The organism is Ammoniphilus sp. YIM 78166 (assembly GCF_004522215.1).
In the GTDB taxonomy this organism is placed as follows: domain Bacteria; phylum Bacillota; class Bacilli; order Aneurinibacillales; family RAOX-1; genus YIM-78166.
Genome location: NZ_SDLR01000001.1, coordinates 124,517 through 146,552 on the forward strand (window position 1 = coordinate 124,517; position 22,036 = coordinate 146,552).

At 46.0% G+C, this 22,036-nt stretch carries 18 protein-coding genes; all 18 read left to right on the plus strand.

From position 1 onward, the window contains the following. Window positions 1-86 precede the first annotated feature (86 nt). The 18 genes from EIZ58_RS00625 to EIZ58_RS34710 all read left to right on the plus strand — a co-directional run bounded on the left by EIZ58_RS00625 (window position 87) and on the right by EIZ58_RS34710 (window position 21,939). Window positions 87-548: a glutathione peroxidase gene (locus tag EIZ58_RS00625; RefSeq protein ID WP_370297615.1), complete on the plus strand. Its 462-nt coding sequence runs from the start codon at window positions 87-89 to the stop codon at window positions 546-548. Window positions 549-1,042: 494 nt separating this feature from the next. Beyond that, complete coding sequence (locus EIZ58_RS00630) at window positions 1,043-2,047, plus strand: LLM class flavin-dependent oxidoreductase (protein ID WP_134698592.1); 1,005 nt, start codon at window positions 1,043-1,045, stop codon at window positions 2,045-2,047. Window positions 2,048-2,407: 360 nt separating this feature from the next. Then, on the plus strand, window positions 2,408-3,382 hold the full coding sequence (locus EIZ58_RS00635; RefSeq protein ID WP_134698593.1) for a carbohydrate ABC transporter permease: 975 nt from the start codon (window positions 2,408-2,410) through the stop codon (window positions 3,380-3,382). Window positions 3,383-3,409: 27 nt separating this feature from the next. Continuing rightward, complete coding sequence (locus EIZ58_RS00640; RefSeq protein WP_134698594.1) at window positions 3,410-4,246, plus strand: carbohydrate ABC transporter permease; 837 nt, start codon at window positions 3,410-3,412, stop codon at window positions 4,244-4,246. Between the two features lie 13 nt (window positions 4,247-4,259). Continuing rightward, the gene (locus EIZ58_RS00645; RefSeq protein ID WP_134698595.1) at window positions 4,260-6,089 is read left to right on the plus strand and encodes a cache domain-containing sensor histidine kinase; all 1,830 of its coding nucleotides are present in this window, start codon (window positions 4,260-4,262) and stop codon (window positions 6,087-6,089) included. Further along, window positions 6,082-6,843, plus strand: a complete 762-nt coding sequence (locus tag EIZ58_RS00650; protein WP_134698596.1) for a response regulator transcription factor — start codon at window positions 6,082-6,084, stop codon at window positions 6,841-6,843. Before EIZ58_RS00645 ends, EIZ58_RS00650 begins: the two co-directional genes overlap by 8 nt. 102 nt (window positions 6,844-6,945) lie before the next feature. After that, window positions 6,946-8,436 carry a sulfatase family protein gene (locus tag EIZ58_RS00655; protein ID WP_134698597.1) on the plus strand — a complete coding sequence of 497 codons (1,491 nt, stop codon included), beginning with the start codon at window positions 6,946-6,948 and terminating at the stop codon, window positions 8,434-8,436. Window positions 8,437-8,444: 8 nt separating this feature from the next. Continuing rightward, window positions 8,445-10,004 (plus strand): sulfatase family protein, encoded by a 1,560-nt coding sequence (locus EIZ58_RS00660; protein WP_134698598.1) that lies wholly within the window; start codon window positions 8,445-8,447, stop codon window positions 10,002-10,004. Continuing rightward, on the plus strand, window positions 9,970-11,517 hold the full coding sequence (locus EIZ58_RS00665; RefSeq protein ID WP_134698599.1) for a sulfatase family protein: 1,548 nt from the start codon (window positions 9,970-9,972) through the stop codon (window positions 11,515-11,517). Before EIZ58_RS00660 ends, EIZ58_RS00665 begins: the two co-directional genes overlap by 35 nt. Beyond that, window positions 11,514-12,995 carry a sulfatase gene (locus tag EIZ58_RS00670; protein WP_134698600.1) on the plus strand — a complete coding sequence of 494 codons (1,482 nt, stop codon included), beginning with the start codon at window positions 11,514-11,516 and terminating at the stop codon, window positions 12,993-12,995. The genes EIZ58_RS00665 and EIZ58_RS00670 overlap by 4 nt, the downstream gene beginning before the upstream one ends. Window positions 12,996-13,188: 193 nt before the next feature. Beyond that, window positions 13,189-14,733, plus strand: coding sequence for an ABC transporter substrate-binding protein (locus tag EIZ58_RS00675; RefSeq protein ID WP_134698601.1), 1,545 nt, complete (start codon window positions 13,189-13,191; stop codon window positions 14,731-14,733). 82 nt (window positions 14,734-14,815) lie between these two features. Then, entirely contained in the window at window positions 14,816-16,255 is a 1,440-nt protein-coding gene (locus EIZ58_RS00680; RefSeq protein ID WP_134698602.1) for a sulfatase family protein, read from the plus strand. Window positions 16,256-16,264: 9 nt separating this feature from the next. Continuing rightward, window positions 16,265-17,602, plus strand: a complete 1,338-nt coding sequence (locus EIZ58_RS00685) for a sulfatase family protein (RefSeq protein WP_134698603.1) — start codon at window positions 16,265-16,267, stop codon at window positions 17,600-17,602. A 19-nt stretch (window positions 17,603-17,621) separates the two neighbouring features. Beyond that, window positions 17,622-18,992, plus strand: coding sequence for a sulfatase family protein (locus EIZ58_RS00690; RefSeq protein ID WP_167577414.1), 1,371 nt, complete (start codon window positions 17,622-17,624; stop codon window positions 18,990-18,992). A 93-nt stretch (window positions 18,993-19,085) separates the two neighbouring features. Then, the gene (locus tag EIZ58_RS00695) at window positions 19,086-19,253 is read left to right on the plus strand and encodes a hypothetical protein (protein WP_205672087.1); all 168 of its coding nucleotides are present in this window, start codon (window positions 19,086-19,088) and stop codon (window positions 19,251-19,253) included. Window positions 19,254-19,549: 296 nt separating this feature from the next. Then, window positions 19,550-19,795 (plus strand): hypothetical protein, encoded by a 246-nt coding sequence (locus EIZ58_RS00700; RefSeq protein WP_134698605.1) that lies wholly within the window; start codon window positions 19,550-19,552, stop codon window positions 19,793-19,795. Between the two features lie 135 nt (window positions 19,796-19,930). Continuing rightward, the gene (locus EIZ58_RS35085; RefSeq protein ID WP_370297616.1) at window positions 19,931-21,181 is read left to right on the plus strand and encodes a glycoside hydrolase family 3 protein; all 1,251 of its coding nucleotides are present in this window, start codon (window positions 19,931-19,933) and stop codon (window positions 21,179-21,181) included. Then, on the plus strand, window positions 21,115-21,939 hold the full coding sequence (locus tag EIZ58_RS34710; RefSeq protein ID WP_134698607.1) for a glycoside hydrolase family 3 C-terminal domain-containing protein: 825 nt from the start codon (window positions 21,115-21,117) through the stop codon (window positions 21,937-21,939). Before EIZ58_RS35085 ends, EIZ58_RS34710 begins: the two co-directional genes overlap by 67 nt. Window positions 21,940-22,036: the final 97 nt, after the last annotated feature.

Genomic DNA, 22,036 nt, shown 5'->3' on the forward strand with positions numbered 1-22,036 from the left:
TTTTGGCCTCTTGTCAAACTACCGCTCTAAATGAGGATCCAATCCCAAGTCACACAGACAACCCAGAGATACCTTCTCTGTATGGAATCTCTGTAAAAAATACTAAAGGTGAAGATATTCCCTTGTCCGACTATAAAGATAAAGTTCTGTTAATCGTCAATGTCGCTTCACGTTGTGGTTACACTTCTCAATATCAAGATTTGCAAATGCTTCATGAACGCTATCATGATGAAGGCTTAGTCATTTTAGGGTTCCCATCAGACGACTTTAACCAGGAGCTGGACACCATTGAAGAAGTAGTGGAGTTTTGCTCCGTGAATTACGGGGTGGAATTTCCCCTATTTGACTTCATTCATGTGAAAGGTGGAGACAACCAACATCCTCTTTATCAGTGGTTGACGTCGCATTCTGGGCGGGATGTAAAATGGAATTTTGAGAAGTTCTTGGTTAGTCGAGACGGTAGTCTCAAAGAGCATTTTGAAAGCTCTACGAATCCTCAGTCCACGGAGGTCATTAATCAGGTAGAGCAGCTTTTGTTAGATAAATAACAATTACTAAGGGGCTGACCTACATCTCTAGTGTAGGACAGCCCCGTTTTCAAGTGAATAATCAAGAAGACATGCTCAACATAAAATACCCCCTATGGGGTATTCCTAAAGACAAAACGCCAACTATAACCCATGAAAGTACCTAGCTATAAGCGGTATTTAAGTTTTAATTGACAATTTTCCACTTGTATTTTGTTAAATCCCTCCTGTTCTTCTGCATAAGTGGGCTTGCTGCCACTATACAAAATTACCACGTCATGCCAACCTTTACTTTGCTGGATAACCAGTTCATAGTCAAAATAATTCCTAACTTTTGATGGGGTTCACCGATGACACTCTTTATCTATTAGAGGAGTATTGACGAAAATGAACTGTATATAATATTATTACAGTATCCTTTGCGGCGCAAAGAATTCTATATCGGTGGAAATATATAACCATAGATTAGGTTTGATCATTTTTACAACCTCAAATTGTGAAAGGAATAAATCCAAATGTCTAATATACAAGTTCCAGTGTCAGTTTTAAATCTTGCTCCTATCCGTGAAGGGCAGAATACAAAAGATGCAATTGATGATATGGTAAAATTGGCTCAAGCCACGGAGAAATTAGGTTATAAGCGTTATTGGATTGCCGAACATCATAATACCCAAACCCTAGTGAGCTCAGCGACTTCTATATTAATAAAGCACACCTTGGAACATACGGATCACATCCGAGTGGGTTCTGGCGGGGTGATGTTACCTAATCATTCCCCTTTGATTGTGGCCGAGCAATTTGGAACCATGGCCACCATCTATCCTGACCGACTGGATCTTGGCCTTGGCCGAGCACCAGGTACGGATATGAGAACAGCCAATGCGATTAGACGTACTACTCACGATCCGGCCTACACTTTTCCTGAAGATGTTAAGGCGTTGCTTACCTACCTAGGGCCCGAAGATCGTCAAAGTCAAGTGAGAGCTTTTCCGGGTGTAGGCACGAATATCCCCATATATATTCTCGGTTCCTCGACCGATTCTGCTTATCTGGCGGCTAAACTTGGATTACCGTATGTGTTTGCGGCCCACTTTGCACCCCGATATCTCGAAGAAGCAATCTCGATCTATCGCAGCCGTTTCGAGCCCTCTGAGTATTTGGACAATCCGTATGTGATCGTATGCCTCAATGTTATTGCCGCAGAGAGTGATCCGGAAGCCCAATTGGAGCTGACAACCATGCAGCAATTTTTCCTCAATGTGGTTCGAGGCACCCAAATACCGTTAAGACCTCCGGTCGAAAATATGGATGAACTATGGACGATGCCTGAGAAACATATGGCCACATCGATGAGCAGTGTAACGTTGGTTGGCGGCAAAGATACCATCCGTCAACAGCTCACAGATTTTCAAGAGCGATATCAAGCCGATGAGATTATGGCGGTATCGTATATATATGATCCAGCTAAACAAGTTCGTTCGTATGAGATATTTAAAGAAGTGGTTGACGGCAGGTTTTAACCGTAGGAATTGGCCATTTTTTCACTAACATCAGCTAATATGAAGATGTTTAAATTTTCATATGCAACCCCCTATATTTTATCCCGCGTGTAAAGCGGGATTTTTTTTTGGAAAATTAATGTTAGTCGACCATGGTGGAACCGCAAGGATAGGCGTTAAGATTTGGATTTGTGCGTAAATTTCGGAGCTTTATGCGTGGAAAATAAGACTTGCGCGCAAACAAAAAGAACGGGGACTGCTCCCGTTCTTTTTTGTATCACCACAAAAAAAGCCCTTTCAAAGTCAAAAATGGAACGTTTAATGAGCCAATGACAGCGATTACAATAGGATTAAGAAAACCGAAAGTGAGGAGGAAATGGTGTGAAGAACACAGTCGTTGAAAGCAATGCGGGTGCCTTACCGCTACCGAAGACGAAATCAAAGATTTCACCACAAACAAAACGAAAATGGCTATGGTGCTACTTGTTTCTATTACCGCAAACGGTATTGTACTTATCCTTTACGTTGTATCCTATCGTCATGAGCTATGTGTATGCTTTTTATGACTGGAGCGGGATCGGGCCGATGAACGACTTTGTCGGGTTTGAGAATTTCACCGAAACATTCTTCGATCCATTATTCTGGAATGCCTTTAAGAACAGCTTTATCTTTATGGGAGCGTTAGTGCTCGTCCAAGTTCCTTTGGCCTTGCTTATGGCCATACTGTTCAGCGCATCATGGCTAAAGGGATCAGCCTTTTACCGTACACTTTACTTTTTGCCCGTCGTAACGACGACAGCTATTGTGGGATTGGTTATGCGATTTATTTTTGGCGCCTATAAAGGGCTGTTTAATGAGGTTCTTCTTCGATTAGGGCTAATTAGCCAACCGATCGATTGGCTCGGCAGTGTAGATACCGCTTTATTAATCGTATGCATTGTAGGGATTTGGAAAACTTTTGGAATCAAGGTTATTTATTGGTTGGCGGGACTGCAATCTGTGCCTAAAGAATTGTATGAAGCGGCAAAGGTAGATGGAGCAAGTCCGTTTCAAGTTTTTCGTTTCATTACCATTCCACTGCTCATTCCTGTCGGTTCGGTCATTGTCCTATTGTCTGCCGTAAATGCTCTCCATGTATTTGATTTAGTTCAAGCCATGACGGGTGGGGGACCTTCGTTCTCAACTGACATGGTGGATGTATACATTTATCGCTATGCATTTGGAGGCGGCGGAGAGTCGCGAGTCGGTTTTGCTTCGGCAGCAGGGGTTGTATATGGGTTTGCCATCCTTATCGTTTCCCTAGCCTTAGGTGCGCTGGCACGCAAAACGGGCGGCAAAAAAGGCAGAGCTCATTAATTTATAGGAAAGGAAGGGATCAATGATATGAATAGCAATACTAAAAGATGGGGTATCCCATTTGCGCATCTGTTTTTAGTCGGTCTCGGGATCGTTTGGATTTACCCGTTTATTTGGATGATAACAGCCTCGTTTAAAACCAATACGGAATATATTGCGGGCGGGTTGTCGCTTATTCCAAAATCTTTTCAGTTTGAAAATTATGTACGGGCTTGGGAAACGGCCAATTTCTCCACTTACTTTTTTAACACGTTGATCATTACAGTTTCTGTAGTTGCGATCGTTATTACCCTTTGTGCCATGACGGGCTACGCGTTGGGACGCTACGAGTTTCCAGGAAGAAAAATTTTTCTAGTGGCCATTACAGCTACCTTGTTCTTGCCTAAAGGGTACACGATTATCCCGATCTATACCCTTGTGAATTCCCTGGGATTGAACAATACTTTAGCTGGTATTATTTTAGCGGAGGCAGGCGGGGCACATGTGTTGTTTATCTTGCTCTTTACGGCTCATTTTCGCGGTCTGCCGAAGGAGTTGGAGGAAGCGGCCCAGATTGATGGAGCAGGTTTTTTTCGGACTTTCATTCAAGTCATGCTCCCGCTATCCAAACCTATCGTAGCCACAACCGGTATTTTACAGTTTATGTGGGCTTGGAATTCTTTCTTAATTCCGTTAGTATTTACTTTAAACAAGCCGGAGTTAAGAACGCTTGGGGTAGGGATGTACCAGTTCGTCGGAGAAAATTCGATCGACTGGACAGGAGCTGCAGCTGCAGCAAGCATCTCTCTCATCCCGATCATCATTGTTTTCATTCTCTTCCAACGTTACTTCGTAGATGGGATTGCCGGCGCTGTAAAAGGATAAGGGGAGAACGAATGTGAGAAGGCTAGCCGAGAGGTTAGATCGTTGGACAAGTCAAATCAAACTTCAGCCAAAATTACTGATTACTTTTTATTTTGTCAGTTTTGTGCCGCTCTTTACAACAGCGGCCTTCTTTTATTTCGCCATGACGGAGTCGCTGGAAGAGGAAGTAGGGACATCTCTAGTCCTAACCACTCGTCAAGTCGACGAAAGATTGAGTTCCTTTGTAGAGGAAACCACACATTTAGCCAAAATTCTTCACTTTGATCCGAATGTCCAGGAGCTATTGGGGTGGGAGGATCCGTCTGATCTATCCGTAATACCTAGCCTGCAGGAACTTCGCCGTTCTTTGGAACCGATTGTCTATCATCGTGCTCATTTAAGGTCCATCTATGTGATCAATGATTATGGCAGGTATATTTATTCTGGCAAAAATATGGGGAAATTGGACTATGATTTTGAAGGCGATCCCTGGTATAAGGAAGTGGTAAAGGATAAGGATTTTCGGTTGTTGGCCGTTCACCCGCAGCAATACGTGTTGGGGGCACCTGTGGTCAGTTTTGCGGGCCGTCTATATCACAACTTAGATTTCAAGCAGCGAGGAACGTTACTCTTTGATTTTGACCCTGAATATTTTTCCAGTATGATAGACTCCATCCGGGTAGGGAAAACAGGATCCTTTTTTATGGTTTCACCTGAAGGCCAACCCGTCATTCAAATGGAGGAAAAAAATCATGGCCTGATCGAGCAGCTTATGAAGCTCTCCATTCTAGAGAAGAAGAATGGATACTTGTTAACTCAAATAGAGGGGGTTCAAACACTCGTTGGTTTTTCTACGTCAAGGACAACCGGATGGAAAATTATTGGCGTGGTCCCTTTCCAGGAGGTATCAGGCAAAATTGAAGCGGTTCGATACGGTGTGGTCATCTTTTCCTTAATTGCGACCCTATTTATTTTGTTGTTCTCCAAATATTTAAGTCGAGCTATAACCCGTCCGATGTTTCAGCTTCAGAGATATATGGGACGTGTGGAAAAAGGGGATTTTTCTACTAGAGTCCCAACGGATCGAGGTGATGAGTTTGGGATGCTGACGAACAGGTTCAACCATATGCTTGAACGGCTGCAGCAATTGAAAGAAGAAGTGTATCTGGCGGAAATCCGTGAAACCAAGCTGCAGCTGCTGAATCGCGAAACAGAACTAAAGGCTCTGCAAATGCAAATCAACCCTCATTTCTTGTACAACACACTAAACACCATGAAGTGCGTGGGTGAAGTCTATGACGTGAAGGAAGTATCGGAAATGAGCGAAGGGTTAGCGGAAATGTTTCGATACAGCATAGATAGTGATAAATATAAGCTCCTCTCTGAAGAGCTGGATCATGTCAAGGCATATTTGCAAATTATCCAGGTTCGTTATCCTGAGCGCATTCAATGCCATTTTGACATTCCTCAGGACCTAAAAGGAGTTTCTGTCTTAAAACTGATATTACAGCCACTCGTTGAAAATGCAATTGAGCATGGTTTAATTCCTAAGTCGGAGCAAGGGGGCATCTGGATATCAGCAAAACGGACAAAAGACGGGATGTCCCTTCTTGTTAGGGATAATGGAGTAGGGATTCCAGAACATCGCCTAATGGAAATCAAGCAGAAGCTTTCCGGAGAGGCAGGGGATGAAGATCAAAATCTCCTTTCTGGGCACATCGGTTTGCATAATGTTCAGCAGAGGTTGTTATTAAACTATGGTTCAAATGGGAAACTGACCGTGGAAAGTGATCAGGTTCAGGGCACTCGTGTGGAGATTCATATACCGCTTGATAAAGAGAGCGAGGGGGATTATCGTGTATAAGGTTCTGGTCGTGGATGATGAAGTGTGGATGTGCGAGGGCTTGCGAAAAATAATTGGAAAGTTGAATCTCGAGTTTTCCGTAACTGATACGGCGCATGATGGCAGACAGGCTCTTTCTAAACTAGCCAATGACGATTTTGACTTGGTGATCACCGATATCCGTATGCCGACCATGGATGGGCTAGCATTGATGAAGCAGATGCGGGAACTGCATTATACCCAGCCTGTGGTCATCATCTCCGCCCATAATGAATTTGAATATGCGAGGGATGCTCTTCGTATGGGGGCTGTGGATTATCTGGTAAAGCCAGTCAAAAACGAAGAGTTATTCTTGGTCCTAACGAATTTGCAGGAACTTTGGCAAGGGGAAGATACAAAGGCGCCTCAGGAAGAAATGAAAGTAGACTTGAACCAGCTTAACGGTGGGGTGGAGCTGGTTCAATCCATCATGGGTATTATTGAACATTCTTATATGGAAGATTTATCTCTTGCGATCTTAGCAGAGCAAGCGGGCTTCAATTCATCGTATCTTAGCAGGTTGTTCAAGATGGAAACAGGCAAGGGCTTTGTGCAATATTTAAGAGAAGTTCGGATGAAGCACGCCTGTGAAATGCTAGCGAAAACCAGCTTGACGAATATAGAAATTGCCAAACGAGTCGGGTTTTGGGATGAGAAGCATTTCCGCAGAGTCTTTAAAAAAGATTTTGGATTAACTCCCGGAGAGTATCGTGAGCAGTACGCGGTAAAAAATTGACCCTCGAATGTAAAAATATGAATCTTATTTCCAGTCCGGGTAAGCGATTACAATAAGGGGAGTAGATAGTCCAAAAGCACTAGTTGAGGATGGTGGAAAAGTATGTCACAGCAAAAGATGAACTTTGTGTTTTTCTTCCCGGATGAAATGCGCGCTGATAGCCTAGGATGCTATGGTCACCCTGTGGTTCAAACTCCTAACTTCGATCAGTTTGCCGAAAAAGCGGTTCGCTTTGATCAATGCCATGTACAGAATACTGTTTGTACACCATCGCGCTCCAGCGTCATGACCGGGCTGTATCCGCACGTCTCAGGTCATCGAACGCTATGGCACTTATTGCGCCCGCATGAGCCGAGTTTGTTCCGCTATTTAAAGGAAGAAGGATATCAAATTAAGTGGTTTGGCAAAAACGATCTCTATTCAGAAGACTATCTTAAAGAGATCTTGGGAGAAGAAGCCTACCAAGACCTTGACGAAATGAAGCGCGAAACCTTTACAAAACATAATCCGTTCTCAGAGGATGATCCTCGTTACTACAGTTTTCTTATGGAGCCGGATGTAAGTAAGAGCAGCTTAACAGAGACCGATGTGAACATTCAGAAGGCCATTCAATTTCTAGAGTCCGATGAGGCTAAGGAAAAACCGTTTATGATCTTTTTGCCTACGTTTGCCCCTCATGCTCCGTATGTGGTTCCAGAGCCTTTTTACAGCATGTATGAGCAAGAAACCTTACCGGAGCTTCTTCCTGCGGGAACTCCAAATAAACCGTCTTATCATGAACTCATTCGAATTTATCGAAGACTGGATGAATTGACAGATGATACGCTGAAAAGGATTCAGTCGGTTTACTTGGGTATGATTAGCCATGTTGACACGGTTTTCGGGCAATTGATGGATGTGCTTAAGGGGCATGGTTTTACCGAAAACACGTCCGTTATTGTAGCTTCCGACCATGGGGACTATGCGGGAGATTATGGCTTGGTAGAAAAGTGGCCCAATGCCATGGAGGACTGCCTGACTCGCGTTCCGCTCATGATTCAAACGCCATCTTGTCAATCGGGCCATGTCGTTTTGGAGCAAGTGGAATTGTTTGATATTATGGCAACCGTTTTAGATCTCGCGGGAATCGAAGCAAGGCATGATCATTTTGCAAGATCCCTTGTACCACAACTTCGAGGAGAGGCGGGAGACCCTAATCGAGCCGTATTTGCCGAGGGGGGCTATGATCTTAGAGAGCTCCATTGTTTCGAAGGCCACAGCTCTAACCGTGCTGCTTTTTCCGCCAATGACATTATGAAACTTTACTTACCCAAAGCTAATCAGCAGCAGGAGCACCCTAAAAGTGTCTGCCGGACGACGATGATGAGAACAATGGACTATAAATTGATCCGGCGAACCTCGGATGTCAGTGAGCTGTATGATTTAAAGAAGGATCCGAGCGAACTCCATAACGTTTATGAAGCACCGCAATATTCCGGGGTGAGGCAGCAATTGGAAAGTAGAATGCTAGATTGGTATGTGCAGACCTCGGATGTGGTACCGAGAATGAAAGATTCAAGGCATTTTCTATCAGCGATTGATAGGGAAAAGTGAGGTTATCTATGGGCAAACCCAATATTCTCTTAATTACAACTGATTCCCAACGTTGGGATACACTGTCCTGCATGGGAAGTCCCTTTGCCATCTCGCCAAATCTAGACCGATTGGCAAGAGAAGGTGTGCTATTTGAACAGGGGCACACGTCCTCTCCGGTATGTATGCCCGCCCGATGCAGCCTAATTACGGGGCTCCATACACCTGTTCATGGATGTATCGAGAATGGGTTAAACAGACGGCCGGATGTGGTAACATTACCAGATTTGCTTAAAGAACATGGCTATTACAATATCATGGTCGGCAAGACCCATTTCGGTGACATTCCTTCTTCATTCGATGTGGTGCACAACGTAACCGAGAAAATGATAGATGCATCCGATAGTTACGCGAAACACTTAAAAAAGCACGGGTATAACCGGGTAAGCGAGCACCCTAACCCGGTGCCGGAGCATTTATTTATGGAAGCCTTTCTTGTGGATCAAACGATTGAAGAGCTCAAAAAATGCACAGAGGATAAGCCATTCTTTGCTTATTGTTCGATGGTAAGCCCTCATGAACCTGTGGATCCTCCGGGGAAGTGGGCGACACTTTATGAGAACGTCACCTTACCAGAGGTTCATTATCAGGAAGGCGAAATCAGCAATTTTCCGGAACAGATGAAGACACTGCTCGGGTTCGCAGGCTATGAACCCAGCAAGCCCCTTTCAAGTCAAGTAGAACTGCAAGACTTGTATGAAGCACATGGGGGTATCTATCATGAAGGCATTAGGGAGAAAGTGGATGAATTAAGAAGGTTATATTATGGATTGGCCGCGTACTGTGATGATCAGGTTGGCAGGCTTATCCGTTTTCTTGACGAGTCCGGTTTGCGGGAGAATACCTTAATCATTTTTTCATCCGACCATGGTTTGCAGCTTTTTGATCACGGGTTCAACGATAAGCACAATTATTATGATGCCTCGTGGAGAGTGCCTTTCATCATGAGTATGCCGGGCACATTGCCAACCAATGAGAGGCGGGAATTTGCCTTGTGGAATGATATTCCCACCACGATTTTAGGGGCTGCAGGGATTGCATCAGATACCATGCAAGGGTTTGACTTATTTACGCCTCTAAAAGAAGGAAAGCCGTCTCCGAGACGATGTGCCGTTGCCACTTTATTTAAATCGGCTGCTTTGGCAACGAAGCGTTGGAAATTATCCTATTATTTTGATAAAGCAGAAGGTCGGCTGTTCGATCGCCAGCAAGATCCACTCGAAACAAATAATCTCTACAATGATCCACACCATGTAGACGTACGCAATCAGCTTCTTCATGCTTTACTGACTTGGCGTGCAGATATGATGGATCTTCAGTTTTATCATGAAACAGGGGACCGTTTTATAAAGCGTGCTAATTCTCTGAAATTAAAAGTCCCTGTTGCAAGAAGAGTCATTAATGAAGTCCGATCAATCCAGGGATGGCAAGGGGAAGAGCGGTTAAATCAACTTGCGGAGCGGATTGATCAGAGATATGAAGGAGGAACAAAGGATGAGAATTCTATTTCTGGACTTGGATTCCACTAAGCCTGATCACTTAGGTTGTTACGGGTATCACCGAAATACCTCGCCTAACCTTGATAAAATAGCGGCGCAAGGAGTTCGCTTTACGAACTATTACACTTCTGATGCCCCGTGCGCTCCGTCCAGAACGGCCTTGATGAGCGGCCAATTCGGTATTCGCAACGGTCTGGTCGGCCATGGAGGGACAGCTGGAGATATGAAGCTAGAAGGTAGCAAGCGTCAATTGATGGGAAAGCTGACACGCGGAGGTTCATTCCCTTCTTATCTCCAGCTGATGGCTGATTTGAATACGGTATTGATCAGCCCGTTTGCCCAACGACACTCCACCTTCGGATTTTATGCAGGCTTTAATGAGATTCTCAACACGGGGCGATACGGCAATGAATCCGCAGAGCATGTGACTCCGGTGGCTCTTGACTGGGTCGAACGCAACGCGAAAAAGGATGATTGGTTTTTATATATCAATTACTGGGATCCCCACACGCCATACCGCGCTCCCCTGGAGTTTGGAAACCCGTTTGAAAATGATCCGCTGCCTGAATGGTTGACTGAAGAAGTGTTGGAAAGGCATCAACAAAAGGTCGGTCCGCACTCCGTGCATGAACTGAATATTGATCACAGGAACAAAAAGTTTAATAACGATACCATTCCTCACTTTCCCCGTCACCCTGGAGAAATTGCCGATATGGATGGTATGAGAAGGATGATCGATGGCTACGATTGTGGCATCCGCTATATGGACGAACACATTGGGCGCTTGTTTGCTAGCCTTACGGAACAAGGCGTGATGGACGACCTCATCATTATCATTTCAGCTGACCACGGAGAGAATATGGGCCAGTTGGGAATCTATGGGGAGCACGGGACTGCCGATCAAGCGACCTGCCGATTGCCGATGATTATCCGTTGGCCAGGCATGAAGCAGGGGATTGTCAATGAAGACCTTCATTATCATTTAGACCTGCTCCCTACGATGGCAGAGATGCTGGAGCTCCCGGTAATCTCCGAGTGGGACGGAGAAAGCTATGCTTCTGTGTTGAAAGACGGAGTATCATGTGGAAGAGATTACTTGGTTCTCTCTCAATGTGCCCATGTTGCACAGCGAAGCGTCCGTTTTCGGGATTGGATTTATATTCGAACTTATCATGATGGATTCCACCTATTTGATAAAGAAATGCTGTTCAATCTTTCAGAAGATCCTCATGAGCAGCACAATATCGCGGTGGAAAACAAAAACGTATGCATGGAAGCCGTCTACTATTTAAACGAGTGGCATGATGAGATGATGCACCGTTCCGGGGATGATACGGATCCCTTGTGGACTGTTATGAAAGAGGGAGGCCCATTCCATGCCAAGGGCTACCTGAAAGGATACATCGAGCGGCTAGAAGAAACAGGAAGGGGAGAATACGTAGAGGAGTTAAAGCGCAGGCACCCAAGCGAATTCCCGGAAGAAGCAGACCCAGTGTTAGCGGCAGTACAGAAGAAAATCCAGTCAAGGATGGCAGGGCTATGAAAACGATCGTTATTTTGCTAGATACGTTAAATCGCCATATGCTAGAAGCTTATAATAATCAGACCTGGGTAAAGACCCCGAACATCTCCAGATTGGCAGAGAAGTCGGTTGTATTTGGCAACCATTGGTCGGGATCTCTCCCGTGCATGCCGGCGAGAAGGGATATTATGACAGGGAGGCTCGGTTTCTTGGAACGGGGCTGGGGAGGGTTGGAACCCTTTGATGTGACGCTTACGCAAAAGCTGAGAGAAGGAAACGTGTTTTCTCACATCGTGACCGATCATTATCATTACTTCGCGACAGGCGGAGAGAACTATTGCCAAGCCTTTAACACGTGGGATTTTTACCGGGGCCAAGAAACCGATCCGTGGATATCACGGGTCAATCCCCCTGGCTTGACGGAAACCACCTATGGTCAAACGCGTTCACAGTACGAACTGAACCGCAAGACTTTCCTGGAAGAGGAGCAGTATCCAGGTCCCAAGACGATTCAAGCCGCTTGCCGGTGGTTAGAGGAAAATCAAGAGGCGGATAGGTTTTTTCTGATGGTGGAAGCCTTTGATCCTCACGAGCCGTTTGATTGCCCTCAGCACTATTTGGATCTTTATGAAGATGATTACAGTGGCCCCCGCTTTGATTGGCCGACCTACGGAAGGGTCAGTGAACCTCCGGAGGCCATGGAGCATGTGCGAAAACGCTATGCGGCTAATTTATCCATGATCGATCATTGGCTGGGCAAGTTGCTTGATACGATGGATCAGCAACAGTTGTGGGAGGACACGATGGTCATCTTTACGACGGATCATGGCTTCTTGCTTGGCGAGCATGAATGGACAGGAAAAAACTTTATGCATGTCTATAATGAAATAGCCCATCTTCCCTTGATGATCCATGTTCCAGGAATGGGTTCGGTGGGCAAACAGATCGATTCGATTACACAAAATATCGATCTCATGCCGACTATTCTGGAGTATTTTGGAATCGAGATTCCGGTAACCGTCAAGGGCCAATCCCTGCTCGGGTTAATTGATGGGACGAAGGAAAAGCTGCGTGATTATGCTTTATATGGCATGCACGGGATGACCGTCAACCTTACCGATGGGGAATACACGTATTTGCGAGCCCCTGCGAGGGAAGATAACCATCCTTGCCATGTCTATACGGCCATGCCGACTAGCTTTCGCAGCTTTCATGGTGTAGTCGATCCAGGTAAAATTGAAGTAGGTAGATTCTTAAGCCAAACGGATTATCCTGTTTTTCGCATACCAACTAGCCAAGAAGGCAGTCCATTTAAGTTTTCCAAGAATTTCAGAGAATCGCTGTTGTTTCAACTGTCAACCGATTACGCCCAAGTAAATCCTGTTCAAGACAAGGAGCTACAGGTATTCTATGAGAAGCGATTAATTGAAGCTATGGAAAGGGAGCAGGCTCCTGCTGAGCAATATGTCCGCTTGGGTTTGGAGGATTCCCCTAATTGAGGGGAATCTTTTTTCAGCAACTCATCTTTGAAAGATAGATTTAAAGATTTACTTTTAAAAGAACTCTGATAAGCAAGTAAAAAATAGACCCCATAAAAGTAAAAATCTGAATCTTATGTAGAATGCCGGTAAGCGATTACAATCAAAACAAGAAACAAAACATTCTAAAAACGTTTACCAAGGGGGAAGGGAAATGAAAGCACTTAAATACCGCGGTATTTCCAAAATGCTGGTGGCTGCCATGGTGTCGATGCTAGCTTTGACGGGGTGCGGCTCCTCTAATGAAAGTGCGCCAAGCAACGCGGCAAACAGCACAGAAGCAACAAAGGGAAGCCAAGAGGAAGTCGTCCTAAAGATTTGGGTGGCTGCCAATATTCTGGAAGGTCCAGACAGTCCAGGAATGAAGATCATTACTGATTTTAATGAGAAGTATAAAGGGCAAATTCGCGTAGAAGGTACGTATGCCCCATGGGAAACGCACAACACCGCCATTCAAGCCGCGTTTGCGTCAGGAGATGTGCCCGATTTGTTCCAATTGCCTGTAGGGGCTACAGTATCTAGGTATGTTAGTTCTGACTTGATTCAACCGATCTCCGGTTTGGTATCCGATGAGTGGAAAAAAGTTTTTGCTGAGGGATCCTTTCAAGAGGGCGTAAACCAACTAAACGGAGAAATCTACACTTGGCCGATGGATGGACCGAGCATGAGCTACATGCTCTACTATAATAAGGATGTATTGAAAAATGCCGGTTTAGACCCAAATAATCCGCCTAAGTCATGGGACGAGTTAAGGGAGATGGCTAAAACCGTTACGAGCAAAGGAAACGGAGACATTTATGGTGTAGCGTTTCCTGGGGGAGCCCTTCCTCGATTTACCCAAAACACGGTCGCTGGATTTGCCATTGGTGCAGCTCCAGGCAGCAATCCATTCGGCTTTAATTACCAAACGGGAAAATATGATATAGACTCGAAGGCTTGGGTCGACAGTGTGAACTTCTTATTAGACTTAAAGAAAGACGGAAGCATTCTTCCTTCCTCATTTGCTCTAAAGGTTCAAGAAGCCCAAGTGTTATTTGCAGAAGGGAAAATTGCATTCCTTCTAGACGGCAGATGGGCCATGTCGAATATCAAGAAAAGTCATCCCAATGCCCAGTTCGGCATGTCACACATTCCAACCCCGGATGGAAGTATGCCAGTCTACCCATACACCTTGGCATTGAATGAGCGCGGGATTGTAGTTTCGAAAACAACCAAGCATCCGGAAGCTGTAGCGAAATTCATTGAAGAAGGTATCGGATCCGAAGCTTTCTATAAGTATAATCTCCAGGCAGGTACATCCTTGACCCCTATCCCGAAAGTGAATGAGGACAAGAGCAACTATCCTTATCCTGAAATGGAACAGTTCGAACAAGTGCATAGCAATGTCTTAAGATTAGCGCCTGATGTCCTCGTCAGAAATCCAGAGCAAACGGCCGTCTATTCGGAGATTGGTGCATTAGAACAATCCAAGCTAAAACCAAGCTCTGCTGAAATATTCAAGATGCTACTGAATGAAACGGAAAAAGATGTACAAGGAAAGCTGAAGGAAACGGCAGATAAGATGAACAAACAGCTTGCAGAAGGCATTGATAAGGTAAAAGGAAAAGGTTCAAATGTCACTTTGGATGACTATGTTTTCCCGAACTGGAATCCTTCCCAAGATTACTTGAAAAAGGATTATGAATCGATAAAGAAATAGGTTAGAGCATTCGCTTCGGCCGGTCGTACCTCTTCTTCAGAGATGTCAGTACGGTCGGCCTTAGTTTTGGAGCGGAGAAAGGATGATTAAATTGAACGAAGCTCATCAAAGCAAAAGACCCAATGTGATCTGGATCCTGGCAGATCAGATGCGCGCTCAAGCCATGAGTCACCGCGGTGATCCCAATGTGAGTACCCCGAATCTGGACCGCATGGCGATCGAAGGTGTGAATTTCACCCATGCCATTTCCGGAACGCCTTTGTGCAGCCCTTTTCGCGGTTCGATGCTCACAGGCAAGTATCCTCACCGGTCCACGGTGCCTGCGTTACATTCTCCTATGTCTACCAAAGCTTATACTGTTGCTCACTCTTTTCGGGAGCATGGATACCGAACAGCTTACATTGGCAAATGGCATGTCGACGGAAATCGGCCTGAGCTGGATATGAATTTGCCGGAGAATCGTGCTTCACTTCGTCACATTCCGCCTGAAAGGCGCGGTGGATTTGAGGATTGGTGGACATATGAAAATAACAACCAGCCGTTTCATTGTTATGTTCAAACCGATGGGCCATCGGGTGAGCCGGTTTCTATGCGGCTGCCTGGCTATGAAACGGACGCCTTAACCGATCTGTTGATCGACTGGATGAAAAATCGAACCGAACAAGCACCCAACCAGCCATTCTTTGGCGTTCTATCTGTACAGCCGCCTCACGATCCCTATGTGGCACCCGCAGAAGACATGGCCAGACATAAGCCGGGAGCAATACAAGTGCCAGCGAACGTTCCTCCCATTCCTAGCTTGCGGTCAAGGGTTCAAGTGGAGCTGGCTGGGTATTATGCGGCTATAGAACGCATCGATGCCAATGTTGGCCGGATTCGTGATGAGCTTCGCAGATTGGGAATCGATCAGGAAACGTATGTCATTTTCTTCAGCGATCATGGGGATATGCACGGGGCGCACGGCCAATTCCGGAAGATGGCGCCATGGGAAGAATCCATTCGAATACCGTTCCTGGTCGCGGGACCAACCAGAAAAAGCTACAAGAATCAGGAGTGCAGAGCCTTGCTGAACCACGTGGATATTGCTCCGACCACTCTCGGATTATGCGGAATCAGCCCTCCCGCTTCGATGGATGGTTTTGATTATTCGCGTTGGATCGTAGATCGTTTTGCTCCAGCAGATGAACTTCCAGAAAGTGCTTATCTCAGTCTTCCTGTACCTACCGCGCTGAGCGAGCCCTTAGTTGAGGAAGGAATTGATCGTCCTTTCCGAGGCATTGTTACCCGCGATGGCTGGAAGTATGTCGCTTTTGAGAATCAACCATGGCTCATGTACAATCTCAACGAAGATCCGCTCGAGATGATGAATCTGGTTTATGACTTTAAGTATTGGGGGAAGCGCAAGGAGCTGCATGAGAGGCTTCTCGGTTGGATCGAAAAGACAGGAGATGAATTTGCTTTGCCGTTAAGCCCTTCCCTTCCCAGATGGCAACAGAGTATGGTTGGAAACCTAAGGAGGTAAGAATAAGCCATGATGAAAAAACCAAACGTTTTATGGATCATGACCGATCAGCAGCGAAGCGAGGCCATGGGATGTCTTGATCCAAGCTATAAATCGCCGAACTTGGACGAACTGGCCAGCCGCAGCATCCGGTTTGACAAGCACATCACCACAGCTGCCCAGTGCACGCCGGCACGAGCTACATGGATGACAGGACGTTATCCCCATCAAGTCGGAGTCAATCAGATCGGGCACGGTTTATCCACAGAGCTTCCAACGGTGGGTAAGGAATTCCAAAAGCACGGGTATGAAACGGCCTATTTTGGAAAATGGCACTTGTTTACACCGGTTGAGGAGCACGGATTTGAGATTACGGAAGGTCCAACGAATGGGTATCTGGATTTCGGAGGAGGCCAGGCAGAAAATGTGCGGGCATGGAGTCACCAGGATGCTATTGCCACAGCACAGGCTCTCCATTATCTGGATCATTATAGCGGGGATAAACCATTTTTTACGATTCTATCTTGGAATATGCCCCATCCGGGGGGCGGTCCGTTTGAGTTGATTGAGCAATTTGCCGGAGAGCATCCGCTTGAGAAGATGCCAGTGCCTCGAAGCTTTTATGAGGACGATCTATCAACCAAGCCGGAGCATCAACGGATGAGGGCGACGTCAGAAGAATCCGAAATGGACGAGGAGATAATCCGGCAAGACGCGCAAAAATATCGGACGATGATTCAACAGATGGATTGGCATTTAGGCCGTGTCTTGAAGATGCTAAAACACCGCGGGCTTGCAGAGAATACTGTCATTCTATACACGAGCGACCATGGCGATCTGCAAGGTGCGCACCGCTTGCGCTTAAAGGGGGTTGTCCCGTATAAGGAGCTATACGAGGTGCCGCTCCTGCTGCATATTCCCGGACGGACAGAACAGGGAGGCGTCGTCACCCGAATCACGTCCAGCGCCGCGGTTCCAGGCACGCTGCTCGACATTGCCGGGGCCCCGGTGCCAGATTGCTTTGAAGGCGGTTCGCTGCTCCCCATGATCGAATCACCGGATAGCATGAATGCCACGGAAGATGATTACGTCTTTATTGAGCATTATAAGGCCTATTGGGGGTTCCACCCGTTCCGCGGAATCCAAACGCACCGTTGGAAATATGTTTATTACTATAACGAGGACGTTGAAGAGATGTATGACTTGGTAAACGATCCCGACGAGTTGCGTAATGCTGCCTATGATCAGGAAAACGCTGAGATCAAAAGGAAGTTCCGTCAACAGGTGGATACTTGGTGGGAGCAGACAGGTGCACTCCGTGTTCAGCCGGTTAAATTTCCGGGGAGAGGACCTTGGGCGGAAGTGTAAGGTAAGGGAGATGAGTGATATGACTAAAAAACTAAAACCGAACGTTTTATTTATCATGACAGACCAGCTTCGCTCTGATTTTTTGGGTTATATGGGAGCGGATTTTGTCCGTACACCAAACTTGGATCGATTAGCTTCACGGGGAATGGTGTTCACAAACTGCTTCACAAACTCTCCTCTTTGCGCCCCGGCACGGATAGGACTGGCAGCAGGTGTGAACCCGGGACGTCTCGGTGCACTAACCAATGCGTCCTACCTGCCCCCGCACGTCCCTACGTTCTATCAACGCTTTCGTGACAATGGCTACCGGGTGGGCGTTGTTGGGAAGTTGGATCTGGCGAAACCTGACCCTTACAACGGACGTTATGGGGATCGTCCGCGCGTGTATCAATGGGGGTTTACGCATCCAGAGGAAGTAGAAGGAAAGATGCATGCGGGCTTGTTTCCGACACCCCAAGGTCCCTACGGCTTCTATCTGCAGGATAAGGGGCTGTACGATGCCTTTTACGAGGATTATCAACAACGTAGGAGGACTGGATTTTCCCTTGAATGTGAAGATTCGGTTCTTCCGACTGAAGCGTTTGCGGACAGCTATATTGGAAGGCGGGCGGCAACCTGGATCGACAATGTGCCAGAAGACTTCCCGTGGTTCTACTTTGTCAGCTTCGTTGGTCCACATGATCCTTATGACCCGCCAACAGCCTATGCTGAACGTTACCGGGGTTCGGAGATGCCTGAGGCCATCAAGCCTGCTCTCGAGGGAAAGCCAGGTTGGGTTCATCGCCGTGTGAAAACGGAGGATGCAGAAAAGATCCTTGAAACTCGTCGCCAGTACTGCGCGTCTATCGAGGCGATCGACGATCATATAGGAATGATCATGGATAGTCTAGAGAGAAGAGGAATGCTGGAGAACACGTACATCATCTTTACAAGTGATCACGGTGAAATGATCGGCGATCACGGTATGTATACAAAGCAAGTGGCTTATGAACCTTCCATTCGTATACCGCTTATTATCGCAGGACCTAACATCGAGGCGGGCAGGATCTCAGAAGCGCTAGTCGAGCTGATCGATCTAAACGAGACGTCTTGTGATCTAGTGAATCTACCTCCGGATGGCAGATTGAGAGATTCCCTGTCGTTTATCCATGTTCTAAAGGGACAGGGAAACCAGCATAGGAGTGATATCGTAACCTGTGGAGATAACTTCCAGTGCATTCGAACGGAGCAATATAAGTATATACACAACGTTAACGACATTCCTGAGCTTTACGACCTGCAAAACGATCCTAACGAAACGGTTAACATTGCACCAGAGCATCCGGATATGGTTAAAGAGCTGTCACGGAAACTGACTAAGAGGTTCCTTGATCACTCTACGATTCGGTAAAAGACGATGGGATGCCTCAACACAAAAGGGTATCCCATTTTCTTTTTCATAGAAAGTAAAGCATAAATTGAATTGAGAGGAAAAGAAACTGAAATGAAGCTTGCTTTTGATGTGCCCGAGCAGAAAAAAATTAGATTGATCGTGAACACGGACGCCAAAAATGAGGCTGACGATCAGTTCGCGATTGTTCATGCGCTGCTCACCCCGCAATTTTTGATCAAAGGTTTGGTGGCTGCTCATTTCACCAGACAGAACGAATGATCCGAGTGTATAACTATGTGGACTCTCGTTTTACATTAGAGGACATGTACGCGAAGCTAGCGCTGCATTATGGCTAATACCATACTTGAAAATAAGATAGCAGATTCTCCCATTACGTGGAGAATCTTTTTTCTGCGGAGAAGTAAAAAATACGCACACTCATGTAAAAACCCACACCGTATCGGGAAAGTGTAAAGCTTGCTATGATTAATTTATAATCAGAAAGCGGTTACAACTACAGGAGTGTGCTGAATAGAACCTATTTGAAGCCCAATTTTAATGAGGAGAGAAATCCAATGAAAACCATAGAGTTTCCTTACCAAAACAGTTATCTTCCTGTTGAAGAACGGATAGACGATCTCCTATCAAGAATGACTCTCGAAGAAAAAATTGCTCAATTAGGCTGCGTTATGTGGAATCCTCATCTAACCGATAATCGACAGGAACTTGCGATAAGGAATGGGATTGGGCAAATCTCAGCTATCTTATTTGGTAAATTAGAGGGGCCTAAAACCGTAGCCCAACTTATTGAAGAGATTTAACGTCTCTTAGTGGAGAAAACCAGATTAGGTATTCCTGCTATTTTTCATGCAGAGGCATTATCTGGGGGTATGGTGCCTGGGGCCACCAATTTTCCATTAGCTATCGGTTTGGGTGCCACATGAAAGCCGGATCGTATTCAGGAAATGGCTGAAGTCGTTAAGAAGCAATTTCGTTCTCTAGGAATCCGTCATGCTCTTTCGCCTGTATTGGATGTGGGGCGCGATCCGCGCTGGGGCCGAATAGGTGAAACCTATGGCGAAGACCCGACGCTGATTTCTCAGTTGGGTGTCGCTTATGTTACAGGGTTACAGGGTGAAACTGTAACGGAAGGAATCGCGGCTACAGCCAAGCATTTCCTGGGATACTCCATGACGGGCGCTTTAAATATGACAGAGGAGCTTATTCCTCCGAGAACGCTGCGTGAGGTTTATGCAAAACCCTTTGAGGCTGTTATCCAGAAAGCGGATATTATGTCCATTATGAACTCCTACAGTACCTTGGATGGTGAACCGATCATTGCATCCGAGTCCATGCTGAATGATTTCCTTCGTAGTGAACTGGGCTTTGAGGGCTTAACTGTATCCGATTATCGATCTATTGATAAGCTGGTTACGTCCTTCAGAACGGCGGGGGATATAAAGGATGCTGGAATTCAGGCGATTAAAGCCGGGATGGATATGGAGCTTCCACATAGGAATGGGTATGGAACCCATTCCTATGTGGAAGCTGGAGAAGTAGACATAACCTTTGTAGATCGATCCGTTCGGAGAGTGCTAGAAATGAAGTTCCGGCTAGGCGTTTTTGAGAAGCCATATCCTGAAATGGAGCTAATCAAGGCTGTATTTGACCAGCCTGAGAATGACGAATTGTCTCTTTCCATTGCACGAGACTCGATGGTTTTTGTCAAGAATGAAGGGGACCTGTTGCCATTAGCCAAAAGCATGAAGAAAGTGGCAGTCATTGGACCCAATGCCCATAACTTGCGCAACATGTTCGGTGGGTACTCCCATCCTGCCAGCAAGGAGTTATTTTTTGGCCTGGCAAAAATGGTTGGGGTGGAAACGACAGGGAACTTGAATAGGTCCTATGAAGATCAATTGAACGAGCTTGAAACGGAATATTTACCGAAGGCCTATCCTAATATGACAACCCTTTTTAGTGAACTGCAAAACCGACTTCAAGATTCAGAGGTTACATACAGCAAAGGCTGTAGTCTGACTGACCCCGATAAAGCAGGTTTTGAAGAAGCCATTCAAAAGGCAAGCCGTGCAGACATAGTTATCATGGTGATGGGGGGAAAAGATGGGTTCGGTAAACCATGTACAACAGGGGAAGGGAATGTTCTTCCCAGATTGGCCTTCCTGGTGTACAGGAAGACCTTGTAAAAGCAGTACATGCATCCGGTACGCCTATCGTTCTCGTTCATATGAGTGCCCGTCCGCTGAGCAGCCCGTGGATATCGGAACATATTCCTGCCATTCTAGAGGTATGGCACCCTGGACAAGCGGGGGGACGAGCTATCGTGGACATCCTCCTCGGGGTTTACAACCCAGGGGGCAAGCTTCCGGTTACTGTGGCTAGAAGGGCAGGCCAAGTACCGGTCTATTATGCCCATCGCTATGGCAGCGGTTCTGAAGGCCGCGGGGTGGATTTGTTCGTCTCTAAGGAGGGATATGTTAACGAATCCTTGGAACCACTATATCCTTTCGGTCATGGCCTTTCTTATACACAATTTTCCTTCTTAGATTTGGAATTGTCCCGTGATCAGGTGCATCCGGAAGGAAATTTGACCGTGTCTTGTACGGTAAAAAACATCTGCTTAAGAGCCGGGGATGAAGTAATCCAATTGTATATCGCCGATTTATTTGCGTCGATAGCGCGACCTGTCAAAGAACTGGTCGGATTTCAACGAATTCATCTGCAACCGGGTGAAAGTAATCGAGTATCCTTCGAGGTGGCGATGAGTCAATTAGCTTTCTTGAGCCGGAAGATGGAGTGGATAGTTGAGCCTGGCATGATGTCGATCATGATTGGATCTTCTTCGAAGGATATGAAACTGGAAGGTACCTTTGAAATTGTCGGGGAGTTGACCGTTGTGGGCAAAAATAGAGAATTCTTTGCCGATGGAAGGATAATAAATTAGTAGATTTAACCTGGTTACCTATATTGCTAGATAGCAGCGAGGAAGGATACTTCGGATACGGAGTATCCTTTGTGTTCAAATCGGGCATGAGTTCTAA